Here is a 25,363-nt window from a genome sequence, read left to right as displayed (position 1 = left end):
AATTCTGCACTACGGCATAATTAAAAAGCGATGCGTGGAGTAACAAAATTAAATGTTCTTAAGTTTAGGCGTACAGCCATCGAAGAATTAATGTAATCATTTTACTTTCTTATGGCTGATTATTAGGTTGTTGGGTTGAGTATTCGGTTTCGTTCATGCCTGGTTGAAATTTACTCCTGAAATAATTCCGATGCTTCTTGTAATAATTGTTCCGTAACCTCGGCAATATTGTATAGCAAAACCAATTTTTGACGCTCGGTACCTCGTTCCACATCTGTGATTCTTTGTCCTAAATCATCAATAAACGTTTTAATGCTTTGTGTAGAAGCACAGGATTCCGATTTTTGCAATCCACTAACAGCTTTTCTTAGCTCGATCTCGATACTAAGAAACATTTCCCATTGGTCGTCGCTAATGTAGTTTTTGATATCTCGATGCGAGCCTAAAGCCGATAAGTACGACAGTAAAGCATGATTGAGATAGGTTAATGTAAAGGCATGTTTCTGAAATTTCTGATGTTTTTTAGGTTCCAATCTCATTCCTCGCCACGATAATGCGAGTGCGTTATCGGCCTGATGTGCCCGATACCTGGCAATTCGATAGTTCAAATCATCTTCTTGTGATTCTTTGTAATCAAGCAGAATTGCACTAAAGTAGTTGTGGTTTTTTTCCAATGCCGACGAAAGAAGATTAGGCAGACGTTTGTATTGCCAATCGGGCCACATAAACCGAACAACAGCAATTGCGAGTAAAGCCCCAATTATAGTATCCATCATTCTTGCACCCATAACGATTACACCTTTGCCTGCAATTAAATTAAAAGCTGCAATCACGAAAATGGTAACAAACACAACCGATATTGCATAGTTTTTTCGCAACCAAACAAAAAAGGCATAAGCGGCAACTAGCATAAGTACTGCCTGTCCTGCAACGGTAGGTAATAACTGAACAATGGAAACGCCAATTACCACACCGCTTAAAGTGCCTACAATTCGTTGAAAAAGACGCTGTCTTGTTTCGCTGTAACTAGGCTGGCATACAAATAAGCTAGTTAGTAAAATCCAATATCCTTTTTCAAGATCGAAAGCCAAAATAAGAAGGTAGCCAATCAGAAAACAAGTACTCAGGCGAATGGCATAACGAAATCGAGGATGTGTCCAACTTAACTGTTCTCTTAGTTTTTGCCACAAATTTTTTGTGTCTCTATCTACCTTTGGAAGCAATCCCGAATCCACATAATAGTTCATATTTTGCAAAGAAAAATGGGACTGGGTGAGATTTTGGAGCAGTAGGCTAAGGTTTGTACTCTTAGTGGTATGGCTTTGTTTGGCAATTTTATCTTTTAAGGCAGCAATTGTCCATTTTAGAGCAACTGGATGCTGGTAGATAGTGCCCATCAGTAAACTTTTCGAAACCTCATGAGTCGCCAATGATAATTGTAATAGTAGTTGCCCCAAGCCTTCTAAAATTTCGGTATTATCGGCTTCATCGCTTATTAAATCGTAACGTTCGTGACTCGATGAGGCTCTTTCGTGCAAACTTTGTAGGAGTACAAATTTATGCAGATAAGGGCGCAGTGCATTCGGATCGTCGACAGCATCGGAGTAGGAGTTGAGTACATTTTTGCATCTTTCCAGTGAGTTAATGAATTGAATATTTAAGGTAGCCAATCGACCGCGAATTTTTTCTTGCGATTTAGAATCACTCGGGAAAAGTCTTGCTTTTTCTTTCATGTACAAGCTCAGATCCTCGAACGCCTGAGCAAGTTGTTCTTCCAACAATCGGTTTGGACGTAAGGTAAGTAATAGGAGAGAGAGCAATCCGTAACACAAAGCTCCCGCAGGCAAAAGCAAGGGCTGCCAGTACCAATTTGGGGATAAATCGGCACCCAACATGGTGTAAATGGCTACCAATAAGGCTCCGAAAGTAACGCCTCGGTATCGTTCCCCCAATCCACCAACAATAATAAATGTAATGGTAGAACCAATTAATCCAATACCAAAAAGAATGGGAAAAGGACGCAATATTTCAACCGAAGCACTCGAAATCATAAAACTGATAATGGTGAGCGCAAGTGCTTTTACACGTCCTTTGGGATGATCGTCGGTTTCGGAAAGAGCTCCTGCCAGTGCACCTAAGGCAAGAGTAACTCCCATAAAACCAGCTCCATAAAAAAGAAAAGGAATTAGCAAAAGTCCCATTGCAATGGCGGCTTTTAAGGCAAGTAATCTGTTGGGATACCTCCACAAATTCTTAACTAAGAATTCGTACCATCCTTTCCCTTGAAACCTGTCGAGTGTCAATTTATTCATTCCTTTTTATCTTGTATTAAAAATGCAAAGATAATAGAAGCAAATTGTTAGAGAGCATACGTTTGGCGATATATGAAAATTGATTGGAAAAGAATGGCTTTACTAGATGTAAAATCTCAGTCTAAGCATCTCCTGCAGGAGAGGGAACTAGCAAAATGAATTAGGGATGAGGTCGTGAAAAGTTGGAACATAAAAAAGCCATCCGTAATTGAGAAATCTCAAAGGATGGCAATTTTATTTTTTATCTTCTAACCAGAAGAGGTAATTTTATTTAGGCTAGCATGAAATTTCCGTAGGCAACTATAACAATACCTACTGCCATAACAGCTAATCCAGAGTACATCCAATTTTTACTCTTCGAGCCTGCACTTTTCCATTCTCCTGTAAATATACCAAGTATATTAGCTACCATAATACAACTAGTTTGAAAAATTGCAAAACCTACTGATGTTCCTAATGCACCTAGTTTATAAGCACCCAAACCATAAATAATAAGGGAGGCACAATAAACCAATGCCATAATTAAAATCAGAAAAATATTTTTTGAGCTTTCCGGAGCTTTAAATTGTCCCCAAGTTTTATTTTTAGAAAGCTGATAGGAAAAGTAAAGAACTGTAGCTAAACCACTACCAATAAAGGAGGGAAGCATAACAGCAATTCTTGCAATCCAAGGAGCGTTACCATATTGTTCTTGCGAAATAGCACCAATGTGTCCAATATTATCGGCTACATGATAGGCAAGATTAAAACCAGCAGCACTAATACCACCAACTACACACATGATAATTCCAATACGCATATTTTTCTTACTCGATTCGGCATCTTTTTCATTGCCTTCTTCGCGCAAGAGTCCGGCTTTCCCATTGGCAATAATTCCTAGCATAATCACAAAAATACCTGCTAAAATAACTAGACCACCAGGAGTGGAAAGTTGATCAAATCCGCCCATAAAAAAGGGAAGTATTGATCCTACCAAAGTAGAGATTCCAATTAAAAGTGAAAAGCCCAAGGCCATTCCAATTTTTGAAATACTGATTCCCCAAAGTAAATTCCCAAGACCCCATAAAACGCTAAGTGCCAAAATACTAATAAAAATGTTATTGGGAACTTGTGCATAAGTAGCACCCAATCCGTTTACCAACAGAACACCTGCTAAAACTGGAACCACAAACATGGCAGCCATCCAAAATGCACCCCACAAGTTTTCTAGTGAGTAGCTTTTTACCGATTTGCTGGGTAGTGCATAAAACCCCAATAGGATTGCAGCTAACAAAACCCAAATAATACCTATACCCATAGTTGAAAGTTTTTAGTTGAAATTATTCTGAGTAATCCAGATAAATTGTACGTTTTTGTAAATATTCATCCATGCCGAAAACGCCATCTTCACCACCAAGACCAGAAGTTTTGTGTCCAGAGTGATAGCCTTGAATGTAGCCTACAATATGTTTGTTGATAAAGATGGTACCCACTTGCAGTTGATCAATCGCCAATTGGTGTCGTTTGTAATCGTTGGTATACAAATAAGCTGATAATCCTTCTTCACGTGCATTGCATAGTGTCAAAGCTTCTTCGAATCCTGAAACTTTCATGATGGGAAGTACTGGAGCAAAAAGTTCCGATTTTAAGGTGGAATGATCCTTGTTGATATTGGTAAGGATTGTTGGCGCGTACCAATTTCCATTTTCAAATTGTGCTCCATCTGGTTTTCCGCCACCCATTACAAGTTCGGCTCCGTTTGCTACGTCATCCTTTACTAAATTGTGAACACGTTCCAAACCAAGGCTACTTACATTTGGCCCCATATTGGTACTGGCAGCGAAAGGATCACCCACTTTTATTTGCTGCACGCGCTTAATCAATTTTTCGGTGAATTCATCAGCAATTTTCTCATCGACCATAACCATTTCGTTGCAGATACAAACCTGACCGCAGTTGGCATAACGCGAAATTGCAGCAGCTTCAACTGCTTTATCAATATTAGCATCGTCGCAAACAATAAATGGAGCTTTGCCACCTAACTCTAGAATTAAACCCGTAATGTTATTGGCCGATGCACGGTACATAGCGCGCCCGGCATTTGTGCTTCCTGTTAAACTAATTAGCTTAGTAATAGGACTTTCAACCAGTAAAGATGCAGCTTGAGCTGTTTTCGTTGCAACCATATTAATTACACCTCTGGGCACTCCAGCATCTTCTACCAAACGGCAAAATTCCGAAGCGGTAACAGGAGTTAAATCATGAGGTTTAATAATCATGGTATTCCCGGTAGCCAATGCCGGACCAATTTTTCGTCCGATTAGTGCTAGAGGATAATTAAAAGCACACAAAGCAACTGTTACTCCATAAGGTACTTTATAAATACTTAATCGCTCGTTTGGCAATTCTGTTGGAAAAATTGCTCCCTGAATTCTTCTGGCAGCCTCCGCCGAATAGCTGATGTAACGAACCGTATCATCTACTTCACCCAATGCTTCAGGATATGTTTTCCCTTGCTCCATTACCAATAGTTTGGCAAAGTGCTCGCGTTCTGCTTTTAATCTGTCGCAAATGGCAAATAAATAATTTGCCCGAGTTTGTGCAGGTAATAATTGCCAGCCTAATTGTGCTTTCTCAGAACTTTCGAGCGCATATTGAACATCCTCTGTTGTACATGCAGTAACGGTTGCAAATACTTCATTGTTTGCAGGGTTTTCAACAGCAATAGATTCGCGAATAGTAGAGTCTAACCACTCGCCGTTAATAAAGCACGGGTAATGTTTTATATCCTGATTCATTGGTATTTATTTTAGGTGATGATTAAATATATTTTGGGTCGCGTTTTTCAACAAAAGCCAGAAATCCTTCCTTCGCATCTGGTGTATCGTAGAGTTTTTTCACACATTCAGTTTCATAATCGAGACCTTGTTGGGCATTCATTCCTTTATGATGCTGCACGTAATGCTTAATAGCAGCCATTGCTTCGCCTGCACCTTTGGATAAATTTCCAACATATTTAGCTACATTTTCATCAAATTCATCAGCAGGAAATAATTGATTGAATAAGCCAAAATCATATGCTTTTTGAGGACTTATATTGTTCCCGGTTACCAAAAGTTCCATTGCTCGGCTGGTGCCTAAAAGGTCAATCATACGAGGAGCTCCGCCATTTCCAGGCATTAATCCAAGTTTTACTTCTGGTAAACCAATTAAATAATTTCCTTCCGCGCCCAAACGGATGTCACAAGCCATAACCATTTCTAATCCACCTCCTAAGCAGTGTCCTTTTATGGCTGCGATAATTATTTTTTTACTTTCGGTGATAGCCGCGCACACCTCGCGCGCAGCAACTACCATTTTATTATTCTGCTCGACTGTATTCGAACTAAAAATTTTAATATCAGCCCCAGCACAAAAGAATTTTTCGGATGTGCTGTTTAGTACGATTACTTTAGTTTCTGTATCGGCACTTGCTTTTTTTATTGCTTCTGAAATTTGTTTTAAAAAACCTTCGTAATAACTGTTGGCAGATGGTCTGTTTAAGCTGATATAAACTGTTCTACCGTTTTTTCTTATTACTATTTCAGATGTATTTTCGTTCATCGTAATGTGTTTTTATTGGTTGAGTTTTACAATGCAAATTCATTGGAAATTGACTCTGTGTGTTCGCCTAATTTTGGAGAACCCATTTCTGATAAAAGATAGGAATCGTTAATTTCAATAGGACAACGAGTTGTTTTGGATGAATAGCCATCGCTCATCTTCACCTCCTGAATTAGCTGTAATATTTTAAATGCTTCGGTATCGAAAAGAGTTTTCCAATCCATAACTTCAGCACACCAAATATCAGCAGGTTCTAATACAGCCAGCCAGTCTTCGGTTGGTTTGGTCAGTAAATGATCGCCCAAAATATCTTTAATTTCATCTCTTTGAGTAAACCACGACTCTACCTCGGTGTATTTTAAAAGAGCTTGGCAAGCAAGTAGTTCTCCTAGAAAGGGAATTTGCCCCATAGCTAAGGCAATGTATCCATTTTTAGTTTTGTAAACGCCATAAGGTGCTCCCAAATAGGCATGTGCACTATTGCTTTTTGCACGTATGGTTGGTTCTCCGCCGTCGCGGAAGAAAGCAGTAACAGATTCGAATTGATATTCTATTGCAGATTCCAGCATTGATACCTCAACGCGACCACCTTTCCCTTTAGTAATTTTACGGTACAAACAAGCTAGTATTCCTTGAGCTAAATGTGCTCCAGATAGAATATCAACAACAGCTAAGCCAATTGGTACCGGCCCAGCACCTTCGTTTCCATTTAATTGGGTAAGCCCCGATAAGGATTGAATGAGTAAATCTAAACCTGCTTTGTTTTTCCAAACGCCTTCTTTTCCGTAACCCGATAATTCGGCGTAAACAATCTCAGGATTCAATTCTTTCACTTTCTTGTACTCAATTCCTAGTTTCTCGACCACACCTGGGCGAAAATTATGAATTAGTACATCGGCTTTTTGAATTAAATGATACACTTTTTCTCTTTCTACAGCCGATTTCATATTGGCTTGATAGCTTTGCTTATTTCTATTAATGGCATGAAACATCGATGATTCTTCGTTCATTACCACATTCGAAAAAAACAGGCCACGGGTCAGGTCGCCCGTATTTGGTTGTTCAATTTTAATAACGCGAGCACCCAAATCAGCTAAACGTAAACTTGCCGATGGCGCTGATAAATATTGACTGAAGTCTATAACTAATATTCCTTCTAATGGTTTGTTCATGCTAGTTAAGATTAAATTCTTTTTCGATGCTTGCATTGTTTTCACCAGGTTTTGGTGCCGATTTTCGTTTGAAAATTCGTTCCCCGTCGATGCGAATAGGACAGCGGGTAGTTTTCATTTTTATGCCGTCGGATGTTTCTACTTCCTGAATCATTTGTAAGGCTTTACAGCCTTCATGATTTAAAAATTGTTTGTAGCTATAAATATCAGAGCAACAAAAATCCAAAGGCTCAAAAATATCTAACCAATATTGTGTGCTTTCTTTTTCAAAGTAAGGCGATAAAAATTCCATTATTTGATCTCGCTTTGGAAACCATGTTTCTTTCGAAGAAAATTCGGAAGGAAGGGAAATATTCATTGCCTTAGTTAAACTAGTAAGCGGTACTAAAGCGATGGCAATGTAATTGTCTTTTGTTTTGTATATCCCGTAAGGGGCATCTAAGTAGGCATGTGCATTTCCTTTTTTTGCTCTTTGCGGAGATTTTTCCCCATCGTTTAAATAGGTGGTGATTAGTTCGAATTGAATGTCGATAGTCGATTCCAATAAACTTACTTCCACTTTCGATCCCACGCCTGTTTTACAGCGTTGAATAAGAGCAGCTATAACACCCTGCACAAGATGAGCACCGGTAAAAATATCGGAGGTTGCTAAACCACTGGGAGTTGGATTATCGTTTGCATTACCGTTTAGGTAATTAAAACCAGATAAAGATTGAATTAACAAATCTTGTCCTGGTTTTTTTGCCCATGGGCCTTTCGAACTATAGCCCGAAACAACTCCATAAATTAGTTGAGGGTTTATGGTTTTAACAACTTCGAAATCCAAACCAATTTTTTCCATTACACCAGGGCGAAAATTATGCGTCATAACATCTGCACGTGCAATCAGTTTTTTAACCTTTTCGAGGTCTGCAGGATCTTTAAGATTTGCTGCATACGATTCTTTATTTCGGTTGGCAGTATGAAATACCATACTACTTTCGTCGATAAATAGGTTTTTAATTGCAATTTGTCGGCCGGCTTCTCCGCTACCAGGGCGTTCTATTTTAATTACCCTGGCTCCTAAATCAGCCATTTTTAAACCTGCCGAAGGACCTGCCATAAATTGGGCAAATTCTAGTACTGTAATTCCTTCTAATGGTAACATAAGGTTATTCTTTTTTTAAGGATTCAATATACAATTTATTCAAGGTTTTTAATACTTCTTTAGCATCTCCACCTTTCATCATGTATTGTCGGATTGGTTCTCCGGAATTATCTTGGAAATACATGTGTCCATGGTATCTTGGTCGTAAAAAGGACCGATCTAAAGCTGGTAATGTATCCTTGAAAAAGTCTAGACTATTAAAATTTGTTGTTGTGTTCTCCCAAGATTTTCTGTGTCCTGGTTGTCCTCCGTTGTCGAAAAATAAAGTAGACTGAACTTCTGGAGAGGCAGTATATTCCATAAATTTGGCCGCTGCTTCTTTTTCTTTACAATCATTTGAAATGGCCAGACCGGTTCCTCCCAAAGTGGTAATTAATTTTTTACCATGAATAGAAACCATGTCATGAAATTTGAGCAATTTTCGTGCATATCCTTTTTTCGAATAATTGCAATAGCCATAGGCAAAAGGCGAATAGGAGTATTTGTCTCCCGAGCTCATTGCTTCGTATACTTTAATAGGATTCATATTATAACAGTCCGCATCAATGTATTGTCCTAAATCGCGAAGCATTTCTAAGGCTTTTAAACCAATTTCTTCGGAGATAACATACTCTTTTGTAGCACAAACACTTTCGCCCAAAGTAGAACAAATCATGTAAAAGCTCATTAATGTATCTTGCGGTATTCCAGGAATTGCCACTTTACCTTCTTTGGCTAGTTGTATTAAATCGTCCCAGGTTTCAGGTAGTTGATCTAAAAGATCTGGTCTGCTTGCTCCAACAGGAGTAGCAGCATCAATAGCTAATGCCCATTGTTGCTTATTTATAGAATAGCTTTCGTGCGATTTCCCGACCGAATTGTCTGCTAAATCTTGCAGATATGCATCCGATAAATAAGAGTTAAGGGGAATGATAACACCTGTTCTAGCCGCAAAGCCGGTCCACGGGTGATCAATTATCAATAGGTCGTATCGTTTTGCCAACTCCCCAATTGGTTCATCGGCGAAAGCCTGAAGAGAACGTTTTTCCCAGCTAATTTCGATCGTTGGATTCAATTCATGAAAGCGTTGCGAGGTAGCTACAATAGAAGTAAAGCCACGACTGTGATCCCAAGTAATTCCTTTTAGTTGTATTCTTTTATTTGTCATCAGTTGCATTAATTATTTATTATTAAATTTTATAGGGAACAGATAAAGATTTCAGTAGGCCATTGGTAAGTTGTTAACGGTCTACTGAAAATTTCACATTCTTATTCTTCTATAAAACCGATTGCTCGGGGTGTTTGAATATCGCTATCGTATTTTTGCCCACCTTCTTCGGTAAATTCTTTAAAGAAATGATAGTAGGAGCCATATGTGCCATGTATATTTTCTTGCTTAACTCTTTCTTCTCCCCATTCTTTAAATTTCTTAGTTGCAGCTTGTTGATCACCGATTAAGAAGAAGTAGTCATTCTTAGAAATAATTTTTCCTTTTTTGTCGGTAAGTTCTAAGCTAACGTAGAACTTTTCTTTTACAGATTTCAATACTTTTTCCTCTATTGGGAAGAAAGATTTGGCACTGTTCTCTGCGATTTTAGCTACATCAAAATTTTTGCTTGAAAGTAATTCTCCGGCGTCATTTTTAATTTCAAATTTGATACTACAATCGGTATACTCCTTATAGTAATCATTAATCACCCAAATATTTCCCACAAATGGTTCTTTGGTGCTCCAACGACGTTTTTTGAATTCAAAATTCACCAATAATGGTTGGTAAGCTTTCTGAACAAAATAGTAGGAGTTTTTTGGTTGCTGATAATTATCAACAATTCCCCATTTCATATCGGGACAATAGGTAATAAAGTGACAAAGAGCAATACCGCTTAGGCTTGGTTTATCGCGACGGAAGTGTTCAATACCATTCTGAAAGATGATTCCTTGAGCATCTTGTGTTGCATTTACGAATTCCTCTAAAGAACCTTTCATTTCGCTACCAAACACATCCCAGTTTTGCATGCGCAAACGGGTAAGGTCGGCCCAATGGTGTCCCCAACTTAATCCTGGAGGCCACATTTCTTTTTCGGGAATAAATTTCTTTAAACTTTCTACGTTTGGAACTGAAGTTATTGCAAATTCAGGTACAATTGGATAGCCATCGCAATGTGTTTGATACCAATCTTCGTGCAACCACTTACCCATATCGTAAAAATATCGTAATGCGTGAACTGCTTCTTTTGGTTTAAAACCAGCCTCTTGTGCAACCGGATCAATCATCGGAGAATCTGGCACATAAGGTAGGTTAGCATAAGCTTGCAGAGAATCACCTAAACGTTCCAGAAAATTTCTTCCAAATTGAGGGTCGCGAGTTCTGAACATCATTTCTTCGCCACCTTCCATCATGATTAATGAAGGATGATTTCGACGCTCCTTAATCACCTTAACGCCTTCGTTGAATATTTCGGCCAGATTTTCTTCTTCCGTAGGAATGTTTCCAGTTCCTAAAGGAATCATATCCTGCCAAACAGTCATTCCCATTTCATCGCAATACTGATAGAACTCAGGTATTTCTGGAGGATGCCATCCGAAAATCCGAATGTTATTCATATTCATTTCCTTCGCCAAGCGGATTAATTCCTTGTACTCAGCAGGCGAGGTACGTCCGGTAAAAATATCTGGAGGTCCACCCCAACACGCCGAACGAATAAAATGGAACTTGCCATTAATATAAGTCGATCGAGGGAAGGTAACATCTACATCCTTTATAAATCCGGGATTCCATTTCGAGCTCACTTCACGAATTCCGAATACCGTTTCATTCACATCATGATTCGTATCGCCTTCTTTTAAGGTAATTTTTGCAGTGTATAAATTTTGATCCCCTAAATCCCATGGCCACCAAAGTTTTGCATCCTTAACATGAATGTTCTTTTTAATTTTGTGCGAGCCAGGTTCAACGGTTTTATTGAACTCCACTTTTATTTCCTTCATTTTGAAGTTCTTCCCTTCTAAAGAAGCGGTAAAAGTCATTTCTTTTGCTAAAGTGGTGGTATTCTCAACCGTAAGTTCCAAATCTACATCTGCCGATCCGTCTTTATTGATGGTATTATTAGCATATACATCCTTAAAACGCATTTTACCTGTGCGCACCATTTTTACCGGTCGCCAAATACCAATTGGAGTTAAATCTCTGGTATAATCACCAAACCAAGGTGTTTTTTTTTCGGCCACAAAAGCGTTCACTTGTGGTGGTGTATCTAGTTTTACAACCAGCATGTTACGGCCTTTTTGCCCATCCCATGGGTGAATTCGCAAATATTCATTTACATTGAATGAAAATTTTGAAAATGCACCTTCGTGTTTTCCCAAATAATGGCCGTTCAACCAAACTTCGCAGGCATAATCAACGCCTTCAAAAACGATATCAACCACTTCGTTGTCTACTTTTTCTTTCACATCAAACTGAAGAGTGTACCACCATTCGTATTGCTGAACCCATTGAGCCCTTACATTATTTCGACCAAAATAAGGATCATCAATAACGCCGGCTTTCCATAAATCGGTATACACATCGCCAGGAACTCTGGCATTGTTCCATACCAAAGTTTCAATATCTTCAGAAGGTAATTTGTGCAATCCTTTTTTTACTCCTTCGCCAGGTAGCATCATTTTCATTCTCCACCTCATTCCACTTAAATCACGAACAGCCTGACTAGATTCTTCATGAGAAAAGGTTGTGTTTGGTTGTGCTTTAGCTGGAAAGCAAACAACACTTAATAATACCAGAGCCAATAACTTCATTATAAAGTATGGATAGTTGAGCCTTTTGTACATCTTTAATCGTTTTAAAATTCAAATGTAAATAAAGTATTTATATATGAATATTACAAGTTCTTTTTATTAAATTTGAAATTGATTCAGAATTTTAATTTGTAGTTTAGCCATCTCAATAAAAAAAGGAGCCATATGGGGAAGTACTTAGCACCAGCATTAGATAAAGGATTGGATATCATTGAATACCTTTCGATGAAAGCAATACCTCAATCGCAAATGGAGATATCTCAAGGATTGGAAAAATCGCCAAACGAAATTTACCGGATGCTGGTTTGCCTGGAACAACGTGGTTACCTAATTAAGGATGCTACCTCGGGAAAGTATTCTTTGTCCTTAAAATTGTATCATCTCAGTCATCGTCACAGTCCAGTTGATGAGTTAGTGAAAACATCAAAACCTTTTATGGAAAAATTGTCCAGCGAAACAAAACAGTCTTGCCATATGGGAATATTGTACCATGGAAAATTAATGGTGGTATCGCAAATGCGTAGTCCTGGACCAGTTTCACTATCCATAGAAGAAGGCAGTTTCTTTTCCTTAATAAAAACTACTTCGGGAAAAGTGATTTTAGCATTTATGAATGAGGACAGGCAAAAACAGATTTTATCTGAAGATAAGGAATACAACGAATTATCGAAGGAGGAAAAATCGGACTTATTGTTGCGCTTGCAAAAAATTAAAGAGCGTGGTTATGAGCTCGGGAAAAGCGAAATTACCATTGGAGTTACTGATATTGCGGTACCGGTTGGGGATATTCAATCGGGAATATTTAGTACTCTAGCTATTTCAAGTTTAACCAGTATTTCTTCTAAAAATGAATCGGGAGAGTATTTAATTAGCAAAATTACCGAATCAGTTACTTCCATTAATATTGCATTGGGCTTTTAAAAGAACTCGCATTTTTTATTTTCGAACACAAATCACGCTCTTTTCTCTTTTATCAGAAGGAGTTGGGCAATGAGCGATTTGTTTTTTGAAGTCTCACACTAGTTATATTCATTCTCTTACTTTACGTTATAATTTTTTTATCGTTTTATCTTATTAATTATTCCCTCTCATAACTTTCGTGCTTCGTTGCTCTATCGTTAGTAGAGTAGTGTGTTTGTATTTTTGTTCGATAAAAAACGCAATATATTTAGTTTAGTAAGCTTTGTGTAAAACTATTCATTCTTGTTCTTAACCTAATAGATTTGTTGGTATATTGTTTTGTGCGGTGTACAATTGGTATCTATTGAGGCATAGGTTACCTATAAAAAATAATTGTTAATATTAAGAATACATAAACTTAAGTTTAAAGAGTTATGTTGTGTAATATTTTGTATATTTTTGATCTTCAAAACAACCATTTTTATACAAGCTTCTTGAAAAGATCATTTTCAAATTATTTTTTATTTACTACTAAGCCTATGTTTTCATTTTACACATGTAAAAAGTGGTGTCTATTGACATTGCTTACTGTATTTATGATGTCTGCTCAAATCAGTTTTGGTCAGGGATTAGAAGATTTTACGAATTTGCCTCTTTCAGGAAGTTCCTACCAAACAGGAAGTTTCGAAGGGAACAACGCACAAAGCTGGAGTTACGTAAATTCCAGAGGCGACCGACCGATAAATGACAAAGCCATTTGTTTTGGTAAAACAGACAGTTCATTAAAAGGGGAAAATATTCCCAATGGAATTAGCAGTTTTAGCTGTAAAGTTCAAAAAGAATTTACTTCTTCAGATACTCGAAAATTGGAGTTATTCATTAATGGAGTTTCTGTGGCTCAATCCGAAGAAATTACCGGATTGCAGGATTTTATTGTGAATGATATCAATATAGAAGGCATTTTTAGTCTCGAAATAAAGAATATATCAGGTGGAGGGAAACAGGTAAGTTTGGATGATATTCAATGGACAGCCTATGGAACGGCTCCGACTCAAAGTTCAGCAAAGGCCATCACATCATTTGTAATTGATGGTAAAGCGGCCACTCTAAACGAAGGCGCACATACAATTGCTATTAGTTTGCCAGAATCTACGATTATAACAGAGCTTAGTCCGGTAATCGAAATATCCGATAAAGCATCTGTTTTACCCGCAAGTGCTACATCTCAAGATTTTACAAATCCGGTGACTTATACGGTAACTGCCGAAGATGGATCTAACCAGGCATACGAGGTGACAGTCAGTATAGAAGTTCCTGTAGTTTCAAACATTCTGATTAATGAATTGGATTGCGATCAGCTTAGTACCGACACATTTGAGTTTGTTGAATTGTACGATGGAGGAGCCGGAAATACATCTTTAGAAGGATATATTTTGGTTTTTTACAATGGAAGTAACGATTTGTCATATGCAACTTACGATCTTACGGGGCTGACTACAAATACAGATGGCTTTTTTGTAATTGGAAATGTGGCTGTAGCAAATGTAGGTATGGTAATTTCCGATAATTCTCTTCAGAATGGTGCCGATGCGGTTGCATTATATAAAGCGCCGGCAGCAAATTTTCCTAATAATACAGCCTTAACAACCGAGAGTTTAGTCGATTTTGTAGCGTATGATACCGATGATGCTGATGATGCAGGATTGTTGGTGGGCTTAACAATGGGCGAACAAATTAATGAGAATGCTTCGGGCGATAAGGAGAATCATTCCATATATCGATCAAGCGACGGAGAAGGCGGAGCGAGAAATACTACTGCTTTTATTGCAGGAATTCCAACGCCTGGAAAATCAAACACAAGCAGTAGTTCGGCAATAAAAGTAGTATTGGCTTTATCAGCCACAGCTGCTAGCGAAGCCGATCAAACAGTAATTACTTTAACCGCAACAACAAATAAGGCTGTAAGCGAAACCCAAACTCTTGATGTAACTATTTCGGGAGCAGGAATTACAGCTGAAGATTACACAATTTCAGCTACTCAATTCACATTTTTAGCTGGCGAAAGTACTTCAAGTGCAAGTCTTACAATTGTCGATGATGCTGATATTGAAGGAGTTGAAAATATGATAGTTTCCATTTCGAATCCTTCTGCAGGAATTCAGTTAGGAACAACGGTAAGTGCGACTCTTAGTATTGCTGATAATGACAATGCAAGTAATGATGGATCGGAAACCAGTCCTTTCACCATAACCGAAGCTTTGGCTTTGGCCGAAACTTCTACCGAGTATTATGCCTATGGTTATATTGTTTCGGTAGGAACCGATTTCGAAACACCATTTACAAATGCATACTATATTTCTATTGCTGATTCGCAGGATGACACTAATTTTGATAATTGTCTGAATCTGAAATTAGAAGCAGGAGAAAATCGCGATTTATGGAATTTAAAAGATCATCCTGAAAATTTGGGCAAACAAATTAAATTCAATGGTTATCGAGATAATTACAGTTCTCACGCTTCTTTCGAAGGAAATACGGTTATTATCGATTTGTCTGGCGCATCTACTTTGCCAACTGTTCAGTTGGCATTGTCTGCCACATCGGCAAGCGAAGCCGATCAAACAGTAATTACTTTAACCGCAACAACAAGTAAGGCTGTAAGCGAAACCCAAACTATTGATGTAACTATTGCCGGAACAGGAATTACTGCCGATGATTATAGCTTGTCAGCAAATCAATTTACATTCGTTGCTGGCGAAAGTACTGCAAGTGCAAGCCTTACTATTCTTGATGATGCTGATGTTGAGGGAACAGAGAGCATGATGGTTTCCATTACGAATCCTTCTGCAGGAATTCAGTTGGGAACAAGCGTAAGTGCAACTCTTAGTATTGCTGATAATGATGGAAGTACAGGAAATATATTGGCCAATTACATCTATCTGGAACCGGAAACTATTGGTGATGGAAGTATTGTAGTCAATTTAACTCCAAAAGAATATGTGCAAACAGTAAGTCCGAGTCATCATATGGGAAGTGTGAAAATTCCGGCCGATTATTACAGTACTGCTGTTGGATCTACCGGAAGTACTTTACGGAATCAAATTCACACAATTATTGAAGCTGGAGCCGAAGCACAGTCGTACAGTACGGTTTGGGACATGTGTGCCGATGGCGATCAAAATCCGAAAGATACATCACAGGTGTGGCAAATGTATGTAGAACAAGGAATTGCGAAATCAGCTCATGTTTCGGGCAGTACTGGTTGGAATCGAGAACATACTTGGGCAAAGTCGCATGGCGATTTTGGTACCGCAAACGGACCAGGAACTGATGGTCACCACTTAAGAGCCACCGATGCTCAGGAAAATAGTGCACGTGGCAGTCGTGATTTTGGGAACGATGCTCCAGGATATACGCCTCCTAAATCGGCAAGAGGGGATGTTGCCCGAATGATTTTTTACATGGCAACACGCTGGGAAATGACGGTTGACGATCAGTGTAAGGAAACGGAGAGCGCCGCTCGTCACGGTAAGTTGTCCGATTTGTTAAAATGGCACGAGGAAGATCCTGTTGATCCTTACGAAGTAAGAAGAAACAATGTAATTTACGGATATCAGCACAATAGAAATCCATTTGTTGATCATCCGGAATTGGTTCAATACATTTTTGGAGAAGCCACTGCGCAAGTTTGGGATGGAGGAATTGGAACCGAGCCTCAGAAAATCACAGTACATGCTTCTTTGGTAGACTTTGGTTTAATTAAATTTGGTGAGGAATCAGCGGTGCAGACATTTACAGTGTCAGCAAATTCAGTAAGTGAAAATATAAGCATAACATCACCACAGCATTTTCAAATATCAGACGATGGCATAAACTATTCTTCTTCTTTAGCTTTGATAGCTACTGACGGAATTGTTGCCGAGACCACAATATCTGTAAAATTTGTTCCAGAATCTACTCTTGCAGCAAAGGTGTCGGGAAATCTGCAAATAGTAAGCGGTGAAAATTCCAAATCGATAGCTGTGACCGCTACCGAGGGCGATCCTGCATTGGTTCCTCTTGCCTTTTTACAGGAAGATTTTGAAACCGATACCCATAGTAATTGGATCTTGAAATCGGAAATAGGTGCTCGAAATTGGGAGGTAACAGAATTTTCGAGTAATAAATACATGCAAATGTCGGCCTATAAAGCTACAGGTGAAGTGGTTTCGTGGTTAATTACACCGGCTTTAGATTTGGATGCTTACGATAATGAGAAGCTAAAATTTAAAACCAAGAATGGTTATTTTCAAGGACTTGCCTTAGAAATTTTAATTTCTACCGATTACGAAGGTGGCGATGTTACAAACGCAACTTGGCAGAAATTGCCCGCAACAATCGACGAGCGAGATAATGCTGCGTATGCAACTGATTTTGTAGAATCGGGCGATAACGATTTATCTGCTTACGAGGGAACGGCTTACATTGCGTTTAAATATTCCGGTAATGGCAACTCCATAACCACAACCTATCAGGTTGATGATGTGGTGGTAGAAGGAAATAAAATTCCATTAACCGGAACTTTGGTCACTAATCTTATTGCCGATTTAGAATTTCCCTTTACCGAAGTTGGAGCTGTTAGCGACCCTAAAATTTACGAATTAAGCTTCGATAAAATAGAAGGGGATATCTGTGTTCAGGCAAGTGATAATTTCGAAATCTCTTTAGATGGAAGTGTCTGGCAATCAAAATTAAGCATTGCAAAAACAGAAGTTTCTCCACAGGCTATTATGCTCCGTTTTGCTCCTAAAACAGCGGTTCTTAATGGCTCGGCAGGAACTATTACCCATAAGGCAAAAGCCGCCGAAGCAGTTGTAGTGGCACTTAGTTCTTTGGCATCAACCGAAATTGCCGATGCAACTACTTTGGGTAGAGATAAAACATTGGATATTGTTTCATGGAATGTGGAGTGGTTTGGATCTCCAAATATGTCGAAACATGCTACTTCTTTCGATCAGCAATTAACAGCCGTATCCGAAAAAATTATTGAACTGGATGCTGATATTTATGCCATTCAGGAATTAGTTTCTGATGACTTAAATGGTGATTTTCTGCAACCTTTGGTTGATAAATTAAATGTTTTGGCAGGAGATGAATTGTATGCAGCAAGCATGGCACCAAGATATTCGCACGACGATGAGGCTCCAAGTACAGATTATCCGGCTCAGCGCGTTTGTTACATCTATAATAAAACAACCGTAAGTAATTTAGGCGATTTTTCGATGTTTTCAGATTTATATCCCGATTCTTCCACTTCTACCATTGATGGATATACAGGTGATGCATCTAGTTTTTGGTCTTCGGGACGATTGCCATATTTGTTCGAAGCAGAGGTGTTTATCGATGGCAAAAAAGAGAATGTCAAGTTGGTGAATATTCATGCCAAATGTTGCCAGGATAGTCATTCCAGAAAATTAGCCGATGCTAAATTCCTGATGAATGAGCTAAATACAAATTATTCAACCGATAATTTGGTGATTCTAGGAGATTATAACGATTATTTAGAAGGAAGTATGACGAGTGGAGCTTCTTCTCCTTATGAATCGTGGTTCGAAACAAAAGATAATTTTGATCACGTACTGACTTCGAGCACTAACATCGATCACATCACTATCTCCAATGAATTGTACGATGAATATCAGGTGTTAACCAATAATACACAGGAAGATAATGTAAACATATCCGATCATTACCCTATACTGTTGCGTTTAAAATTACGATCTGATGTTCCGGTTAAAAAATCACAAGAAATTTCTTTTGCCGATATTTCCAATAAAACCTACGGCGATACAGCTTTCGAATTAGTAGCAAGTGCATCATCAGAATTAGAAGTTAGTTTCGAATTGGTTTCGGGACCAGCAACTTTATCCGGAAAAGAAGTGAGCATTACTGGTGCAGGTGAGATTATTGTAAAGGCAGTGCAAGCAGGAAACGAGAACTATGAAGCAGCAGAGTTGGTAAGTAGAACCTTTACCGTAAATAAAGCTTCTCAGACTATCGCTTTCGCTGATTTAACAGATAAAACCTACGGCGATACAGCTTTCGAATTAGTAGCAAGTGCATCATCAGAATTAGAAGTTAGTTTCGAATTGGTTTCGGGACCAGCAACTTTATCCGGAAAAGAAGTGAGCATTACTGATGCAGGTGAGATTATTGTTAAGGCAGTGCAAGCTGGAAACGAGAACTATGAAGCAGCAGAGTCGGTAAGTAGAACCTTTACCGTAAATAAAGCTTCTCAGACTATCGCTTTCGCTGATTTAACAGATAAAACCTACGGCGATACAGCTTTCGAATTAGTAGCAAGTGCATCATCAGAATTAGAAGTTAGCTTTGAATTAATTTCGGGACCAGCAACTTTATCCGGAAAAGAAGTGAGCATTACTGGTGCAGGTGAGATTATTGTAAAGGCAGTGCAAGCAGGAAACGAGAACTATGAAGCAGCAGAGTCGGTAAGTAGAACCTTTTCTGTAAATAAAGCTTCTCAGACTATCGCTTTCGCTGATTTAACAGATAAAATCTACGGCGATGCAGCTTTCGAATTAGTAGCAAGTGCATCATCAGAATTAGAAGTTAGTTTCGAATTGGTTTCGGGACCAGCAACTTTATCCGGAAAAGAAGTGAGTATTAGTGGTGCAGGTGAGATTATTGTAAAGGCAGTGCAAGCAGGAAACGAGAACTATGAAGCAGCAGAGTCGGTAAGTAGAACCTTTACCGTAAACAAAGCTTCTCAGACTATCGCTTTCGATCCAATAGAAGGAGTTGTGCTTGTTGGAGAACCTCTTCAGTTAATCGCTACTTCTTCGGAAGGATTAAGCATTATTTTTGAAATGTTAGAAGGGGATGGGGAAATAATTGGATCTGTATTAACACCAAGTTCACCAGGTGAATTTAGCTTGAGAGCTTATCAGGGCGGAACTGATAATATTGAATCTGCAGAAGCTATACAGACTTTTACGGTGAGTCAAACAACGGGATTACAAGAGGTTTTTGAGAAAGATGTTAGGATATATCCGAATCCAACCAGAGATTACATTGCGATAAATTTGCCGGAGGTTGAAGTGATTAAAATTTTAATTTTGAATAGTCGTGGTCAAGTTGTTAAAACCGTTCAGCCACAACAAAAGCATAGGATAAATGTTCAGGATTTAGTTTCTGGAACTTATTTTATATCCATTCAAACAGACCAGTTTGTGATAACAAAACGAATCTTGGTTATTCAATAAAAAAAAGGATAGAGGGTGGCAATAATGTCACCCTTATTTTTGCCTTTTATTTTTGCATGAATTTCCCCTAAATCCCTTTCGTTTTCTTACTTCTCATGATGTTGGTATATCAGGTATTTTTTTGTATTTTCATTAAAAGTTACTCAAGACCATTTAGCTATGTATACCAACTATTCTACAAAACTAATCAGTTCTCTTCAACCAATAGAGAGCATGATTTCTACTTTACAGGCAACACTCCATTCTATTGAGGAAAATAAGGGTGTTTCCGATGATTATTCCGCCTATAAAAAACATAGCGAGGAATTTAAGAAATGCGTTCAAGCCTATTTTCAAGCCATAAATAATTTCGATGTTTCGGAGTTTTTCGATCAGTATGCAGAAATAAAAGAGTCTATTGCTGGTTTTGAAGCGCTTGTGGTAGAGTTTCAGGATAAGGATCGGTTTTATTCTTTACCAGCCGATGGCCTTGTTTTGAAAACAAGGAAGTTTGGGAAACGATTCTTTCTTAAAACCAATTGGGGGTTGTTAAGTGTAAGAAATAAATTTCGCACCTTATTTAAAAAAGAACCAATCCCTAAAAACTATTGGAAACACAAAATACCAAGTCAGCAATTGGCCGAACTTGTTTATTTTGTTCGCTTTTTAGAGGATGTTACTCCTATTGTAGAAGATGTTCTTTCCTTCCGTCAGGAAATTTTTAAGCGTCTTAAAGCAATCGACAAGCAAATGGAAACCAACTTGTTGGGTGCTGACAAATGGGTCGAAAATGATTTTCAGCAAGCATTAATCGAATTAAGCCAGCAAATTGGTGCAAAAAAGATAGAGCTTGACATCAATTTTAAGGAGTTGAAGGAGGTTTTAGATGCTCATTATACCGAATTGCACGCAAAAACAGGTACAATCGAATTTTCGGTTGGTAAAATTCAAGCAAGCAAATTAAATCGCAAAGCCTTACGAATCATCAAGCGTCACGAGAAATTGTTTCACACCTTTAATAGTCGTGCCTTTGCAGTATTTGAGCATTGGCGTTTGGTTTACGAGGTTCGTTTCTCCAATTTATCCGTTACAGCTATTTTTAATCAGCGCGAAGCAAAGCTCGAAAGCTCTTTGCAGGAGGTGTTGCTTAGTTCCGATTCTTATTTTGTGAGTATTTTAGAGGAGGCTTTGGCCAGAATTCAGGAGGAAAAAGATTTACAAGATGTTGAGGATAATCTACTGGCAAAGCAACTACTTGCCGAGAGGGTACCTAATTACATCGAAAAATTATTAGAAACCGATTTTGCTCCTCATTTCGATCAGTTGAAATTAGATTGTTCCGAAGCATTCGCGAATGTTTCGTCGAACTATTTATTGCCATCTAAAAAAGGCTGGCACAATGTATCAAGTCTTCCAAAGCTTCGGGAAACCAATGTGTTGGATATTGTAAGCGGATGTATCGAAGAAGCCATCGACACTCCACTTTTAACACAAAAAGAGGCCTTGGTAAATGGCATTCAAAAATCTTTATCGAACACAAGCGAACTGGCAGGTATTGTCGATTATGCTTTGGAATATTTTAATGCTAAGGATCATGAGCAAGGAGGAGATCAGCTGGTAGAATTTACCGCAGGTATTGAGCGGGCGGTGCAAAAAGCAAAAGAGAATAAGCAGCATAATATCGAACTTTCGCGCGATGCCGTTGCTCAAATTAACACGATTAACTCCAATTTTATTACCGAAATTAGTTCTGCAATATCGCCGGAGAATTTAGACGAGAAACAGACCGAGATGATTCGTAAAAGAAGAATCCGGAATGCAAAAAACAGGTTGATTAGTGGCTTGCTGTTTTTCAAAGTAATTTTGAGTAGTTCTTACAAAAAGGTTCTGGATGTAAGCAAACAAGCTCATCAAAAATACACTGCTTATCGCGAAGTTTTAGGCTTATCCGAAAAAAAGGAAACCATTGGCAGCGAGTTGTCTAATTACCTGTCGGAAACAGAAATTTCTATTGCACGATTGCCATTGATGTATCAGCGCTTATTTAAAGTGGCGCCTATTACAAATGCTAAATTTCGTATTGAGAGAGAGCAGGTAATTCAACAACTGGAAATAGCGTATAGTAACTGGACAAGTGGAAAGTTTGCACCCACCTGTTTGGTTGGAGAAGCGGGTAGTGGCATAACCTCTATGGTAAACGTATTTAAAGAAAAATTTGGTCATCAATACGCATTTTACAGGTTCGATCTGGAGACAAAAATTAGTAGCGAGGAGGAGTTTATTCAATTTTTGCAGACTGTTTTTGCCGATTTGGAATTTAATTCAATGGACGAATTAATTGAAAAGGTGCAGCACTTAAAGGGACGAAGAATTATTGTCATTGAAAATGTGCATCAGTTGTTTTTACGCAAGCTGCATGGATTTAAAAATTTAACTGAATTTTTTAGGCTGATATCGCAAACCAATTCTCAAATTTTTTGGTTAAGCACCTGTTTGCTTTATACCTATAAGTACCTGAATTATACTTTAAAAATGAGCGATCATTTTGGATATGTAGTTAATCTGGATAGTTTAAATAGGGAGCAATTAACCGAAATTATTATTAAACGGCATAAGTTTAGCGGATTCAAACTTCATTTTTTACCGCCTAAATATTTTCATCCAAAGCGGAATTACAAAAGAATGTCCGAAGTCGAGAAACAGAACTATTTGGAGGCAGATTATTTCAATCGCTTGTACAAATTTGCTCAAAATAATCTTTCGTTGGCACTTGTTTTCTGGATGCGTTCGGTAGTAAGTATCGAGGACAATAATTTTTACATGCAATACAAACATTTGGAGTATTCTTTTTTTAACACACTAAGCACGGCTCAAATTACTACTTTACACGCTTTAGTGCTTCACGGAGGCTTACGTTTGGAGGAGCATGCAGCTATTTTTGCATGGAAAAAAGAGGAGAGTTTTGCCCATTTAATGGTGTTTACCGACGATGGAATTTTAATCAAAAAAAATGGAGTATACCTGGTAAATCCATTGGTTTACAGGCAAATTTCCGATCACTTAGCGGTTTTAAATTACATACACTAAAGGCATTAACAAATCGAAAATAATTATCTGATAAGATGAAAAAATATAGAAGCATACTACTCGTTATTGTGAGCCTTTTTGTTTGTTCTCAAACTTTATTCGCTCAAAATGAGATTGCCGACTCTTTGGTAAAGACAGATATCGTGAAAATGGATACGATAGTGGGAGATTCTGCAAATCTTACCGCCGATAATATGATTAAATCCATCGGGGATAAATTCGATGCTCCAGACGTTTCGAATATTGTTTCTTTTTCGAAGATTTTTTGGGCATTAATTTTTCTAATGATAGGATATTTTACAGTCGGTTTTTTAACCAAAACCATTGAAATTTGGTCCGAAAAAAGTCCGGATAGAAGAGTGAAAGGAAAAGCGATTGTTCCGGTAGTAAAAATTATTTGCTGGATGATAATTGCTTACCTAATTGTAAGGGGAATATTTAATCCACCCATGACGTCTCTTATTGCATTTGGCGCTTCGGTTGGTGTTGCTGTTGGTTTTGCGGCGCAGGATATTATTAAGAATATATTTGGTGGGTTTGTAATTCTTATCGACCGGCCCTTTAAAATTGGCGATAAAATTGAGGTAGGAAGTACCTATGGGGAGGTTCTCGATATGTCTTTACGATCTACGCGAGTTCAAACTGCCGACGATTCCATTGTTACTTTGCCTAATGGCGATCTAATGAATCAGTCAATTTCCAATTCGAATTCGGGCGAAACGAACTGTCAGGTAGTTGCCGAAATTTATTTGCCAATAACCATCGACACCCATCGGGTTCGTGAAATTGCAATAGAGGTGGCCAAGGTTGCCAACCATGTATATTTGGCGAAACCAATTGCCGTTATTTTTGTGAACGATATTAAATACAACAAGCTTTGTTACAAAATGCGATTAAAAGCTTACGTAATGGATATTCGTTTTGAATTTGCTTTTAAAAGCGAACTAACCGAAAATGTAATTAAAGAATTGTTGGAGTGTAAAATTATTAGTGCCGAGAATTCGATTTAATGGTAAGGAACAAGTATCAAGTAACAAGTTTCAAATACCAAGTATCAAGTTCCAAATTCCAAGAACAAAGAGAAAAGAAAAAAGGGAGAGCCTGAAGGGCTCCAACATTAATAGCCCGGGGTAAAGGAGCACCGCGAGTGCCACCCTGGGTATGAGTGGATTTCTCCATCACACCGACGCAGGGAAACAGTCCGGTTGGAATACAATTGTTATTTGCGTCGGAAGCGCACAAAAGTTCAAGTACCAAGTATCAAGTAACAAGTTCCAAATTCCAAGAACAAAGAGAAAAGAAAAAAGGAGAGCCTGAAGGGCTCCAACATTAATAGCCCGGGGTAAAGGAGCATCGCGAGTGCCACCCTGGGGATGAGTGGATTTCTCTATCATACCGACGCAGGGAAACAGTCCGGTTGGAATACAATTGTTATTTGCGTCGGAAGCGCACAAAAGTTCAAGTACCAAGTATCAAGTAACAAGTTCCAAATTCCAAGAACAAAGAGAAAAGAAAAAAGGAGAGCCTGAAGGGCTCCAACATTAATAGCCCGGGGTAAAGGAGCATCGCGAGTGCCACCCTGGGGATGAGTGGATTTCTCTATCATACCGACGCAGGGAAACAGTCCGGTTGGAATACAATTGTTATTTGCGTCGGAAGCGCACAAAAGTTCAAGTACCAAGTATCAAGTAACAAGTTCCAAATTCCAAGAACAAAGAGAAAAGAAAAAAGGGAGAGCCTGAAGGGCTCCAACATTAATAGCCCGGGGTAAAGGAGCACCGCGAGTGCCACCCTTGGGATGAGTGGATTTCTCCATCACACCGACGCAGGGAAACAGTCCGGTTGGAATACAATTGTTATTTGCGTCGGAAGCGCACAAAAGTTCAAGGGACAAGTACCAAGTATCAAGTAACAAGTTCCAAATTCCAAGGACAAAGAGAAAAGAGAAAAGAAAAAAGGAGAGCCTGAAGGGCTCCAACATTAATAGCCCGGGGTAAAGGAGCATCGCGAGTGCCACCCTGGGTATGAGTGGATTTCTCCATCATACCGACGCAGGGAAACAGTCCGGTTGGAATACAATTGTTATTTGCGTCGGAAGCGCACAAAGGTTCAAGGGACAAGTACCAAGTATCAAGTAACAAGTTC

The 25,363-nt window shown here is 38.5% G+C and carries 12 protein-coding genes; 4 read left to right on the top strand and 8 right to left on the bottom strand.

Annotated features, from left to right (window positions below; translation table 11 throughout):
• Nucleotides 1-170: 170 nt before the first annotated feature.
• The 8 genes from yccS to BZG02_RS09930 all read right to left on the bottom strand — a co-directional run bounded on the left by yccS (nt 171) and on the right by BZG02_RS09930 (nt 12,023).
• Nucleotides 171-2,312, bottom strand: coding sequence for a YccS family putative transporter (gene yccS / locus BZG02_RS09965; RefSeq protein ID WP_101261286.1), 2,142 nt, complete (start codon nt 2,310-2,312; stop codon nt 171-173).
• 271 nt (nt 2,313-2,583) lie between these two features.
• Nucleotides 2,584-3,609: an L-rhamnose/proton symporter RhaT gene (locus tag BZG02_RS09960; protein WP_101261285.1), complete on the bottom strand. Its 1,026-nt coding sequence runs from the start codon at nt 3,607-3,609 to the stop codon at nt 2,584-2,586.
• 22 nt (nt 3,610-3,631) lie between these two features.
• Nucleotides 3,632-5,089, bottom strand: coding sequence for an aldehyde dehydrogenase family protein (locus tag BZG02_RS09955; protein ID WP_101261284.1), 1,458 nt, complete (start codon nt 5,087-5,089; stop codon nt 3,632-3,634).
• 22 nt (nt 5,090-5,111) lie between these two features.
• Nucleotides 5,112-5,894, bottom strand: coding sequence for an enoyl-CoA hydratase/isomerase family protein (locus tag BZG02_RS09950; protein ID WP_101261283.1), 783 nt, complete (start codon nt 5,892-5,894; stop codon nt 5,112-5,114).
• A gap of 26 nt (nt 5,895-5,920) precedes the next feature.
• Nucleotides 5,921-7,066: a CaiB/BaiF CoA transferase family protein gene (locus BZG02_RS09945; RefSeq protein ID WP_101261448.1), complete on the bottom strand. Its 1,146-nt coding sequence runs from the start codon at nt 7,064-7,066 to the stop codon at nt 5,921-5,923.
• A gap of 1 nt (nt 7,067) precedes the next feature.
• Complete coding sequence (locus tag BZG02_RS09940; RefSeq protein WP_101261282.1) at nt 7,068-8,213, bottom strand: CaiB/BaiF CoA transferase family protein; 1,146 nt, start codon at nt 8,211-8,213, stop codon at nt 7,068-7,070.
• Nucleotides 8,214-8,217: 4 nt separating this feature from the next.
• Nucleotides 8,218-9,360: an extracellular solute-binding protein gene (locus BZG02_RS09935; protein WP_101261281.1), complete on the bottom strand. Its 1,143-nt coding sequence runs from the start codon at nt 9,358-9,360 to the stop codon at nt 8,218-8,220.
• Nucleotides 9,361-9,461: 101 nt separating this feature from the next.
• Entirely contained in the window at nt 9,462-12,023 is a 2,562-nt protein-coding gene (locus BZG02_RS09930) for a glycoside hydrolase family 2 protein (RefSeq protein WP_218972209.1), read from the bottom strand.
• Nucleotides 12,024-12,155: 132 nt separating this feature from the next.
• Between BZG02_RS09930 and BZG02_RS09925 the strand changes: the two genes are divergently transcribed.
• From BZG02_RS09925 to BZG02_RS09910, 4 genes are all read left to right on the top strand, one after another.
• Nucleotides 12,156-12,911, top strand: a complete 756-nt coding sequence (locus BZG02_RS09925; protein ID WP_101261279.1) for an IclR family transcriptional regulator — start codon at nt 12,156-12,158, stop codon at nt 12,909-12,911.
• A 554-nt stretch (nt 12,912-13,465) separates the two neighbouring features.
• Complete coding sequence (locus BZG02_RS09920) at nt 13,466-20,152, top strand: endonuclease (protein ID WP_180335688.1); 6,687 nt, start codon at nt 13,466-13,468, stop codon at nt 20,150-20,152.
• Between the two features lie 159 nt (nt 20,153-20,311).
• Complete coding sequence (locus BZG02_RS09915) at nt 20,312-23,218, top strand: hypothetical protein (RefSeq protein ID WP_143470447.1); 2,907 nt, start codon at nt 20,312-20,314, stop codon at nt 23,216-23,218.
• 35 nt (nt 23,219-23,253) lie between these two features.
• Entirely contained in the window at nt 23,254-24,228 is a 975-nt protein-coding gene (locus tag BZG02_RS09910) for a mechanosensitive ion channel family protein (protein WP_101261276.1), read from the top strand.
• Nucleotides 24,229-25,363: the final 1,135 nt, after the last annotated feature.

The sequence above is a fragment of the Labilibaculum filiforme genome (assembly GCF_002843315.1).
Lineage (GTDB): Bacteria > Bacteroidota > Bacteroidia > Bacteroidales > Marinifilaceae > Labilibaculum > Labilibaculum filiforme.
Note: the sequence above shows the minus strand (reverse complement) of the source record. Positions and strands in the feature narration are given on the sequence as shown.

Bases quoted from the DNA above. Each gene is read 5' to 3' on its own strand.
- BZG02_RS09930 (WP_218972209.1), bottom strand. From the start codon at position 12,023: ATGTACAAAAGGCTCAACTATCCATACTTTATAATGAAGTTATTGGCT.
- BZG02_RS09925 (WP_101261279.1), top strand. From the start codon at position 12,156: ATGGGGAAGTACTTAGCACCAGCATTAGATAAAGGATTGGATATCATT.
- BZG02_RS09935 (WP_101261281.1), bottom strand. From the start codon at position 9,360: ATGACAAATAAAAGAATACAACTAAAAGGAATTACTTGGGATCACAGT.
- BZG02_RS09955 (WP_101261284.1), bottom strand. From the start codon at position 5,089: ATGAATCAGGATATAAAACATTACCCGTGCTTTATTAACGGCGAGTGG.
- BZG02_RS09940 (WP_101261282.1), bottom strand. From the start codon at position 8,213: ATGTTACCATTAGAAGGAATTACAGTACTAGAATTTGCCCAATTTATG.
- BZG02_RS09910 (WP_101261276.1), top strand. From the start codon at position 23,254: ATGAAAAAATATAGAAGCATACTACTCGTTATTGTGAGCCTTTTTGTT.
- yccS (WP_101261286.1), bottom strand. From the start codon at position 2,312: ATGAATAAATTGACACTCGACAGGTTTCAAGGGAAAGGATGGTACGAA.
- BZG02_RS09945 (WP_101261448.1), bottom strand. From the start codon at position 7,066: ATGAACAAACCATTAGAAGGAATATTAGTTATAGACTTCAGTCAATAT.
- BZG02_RS09960 (WP_101261285.1), bottom strand. From the start codon at position 3,609: ATGGGTATAGGTATTATTTGGGTTTTGTTAGCTGCAATCCTATTGGGG.
- BZG02_RS09915 (WP_143470447.1), top strand. From the start codon at position 20,312: ATGTATACCAACTATTCTACAAAACTAATCAGTTCTCTTCAACCAATA.
- BZG02_RS09950 (WP_101261283.1), bottom strand. From the start codon at position 5,894: ATGAACGAAAATACATCTGAAATAGTAATAAGAAAAAACGGTAGAACA.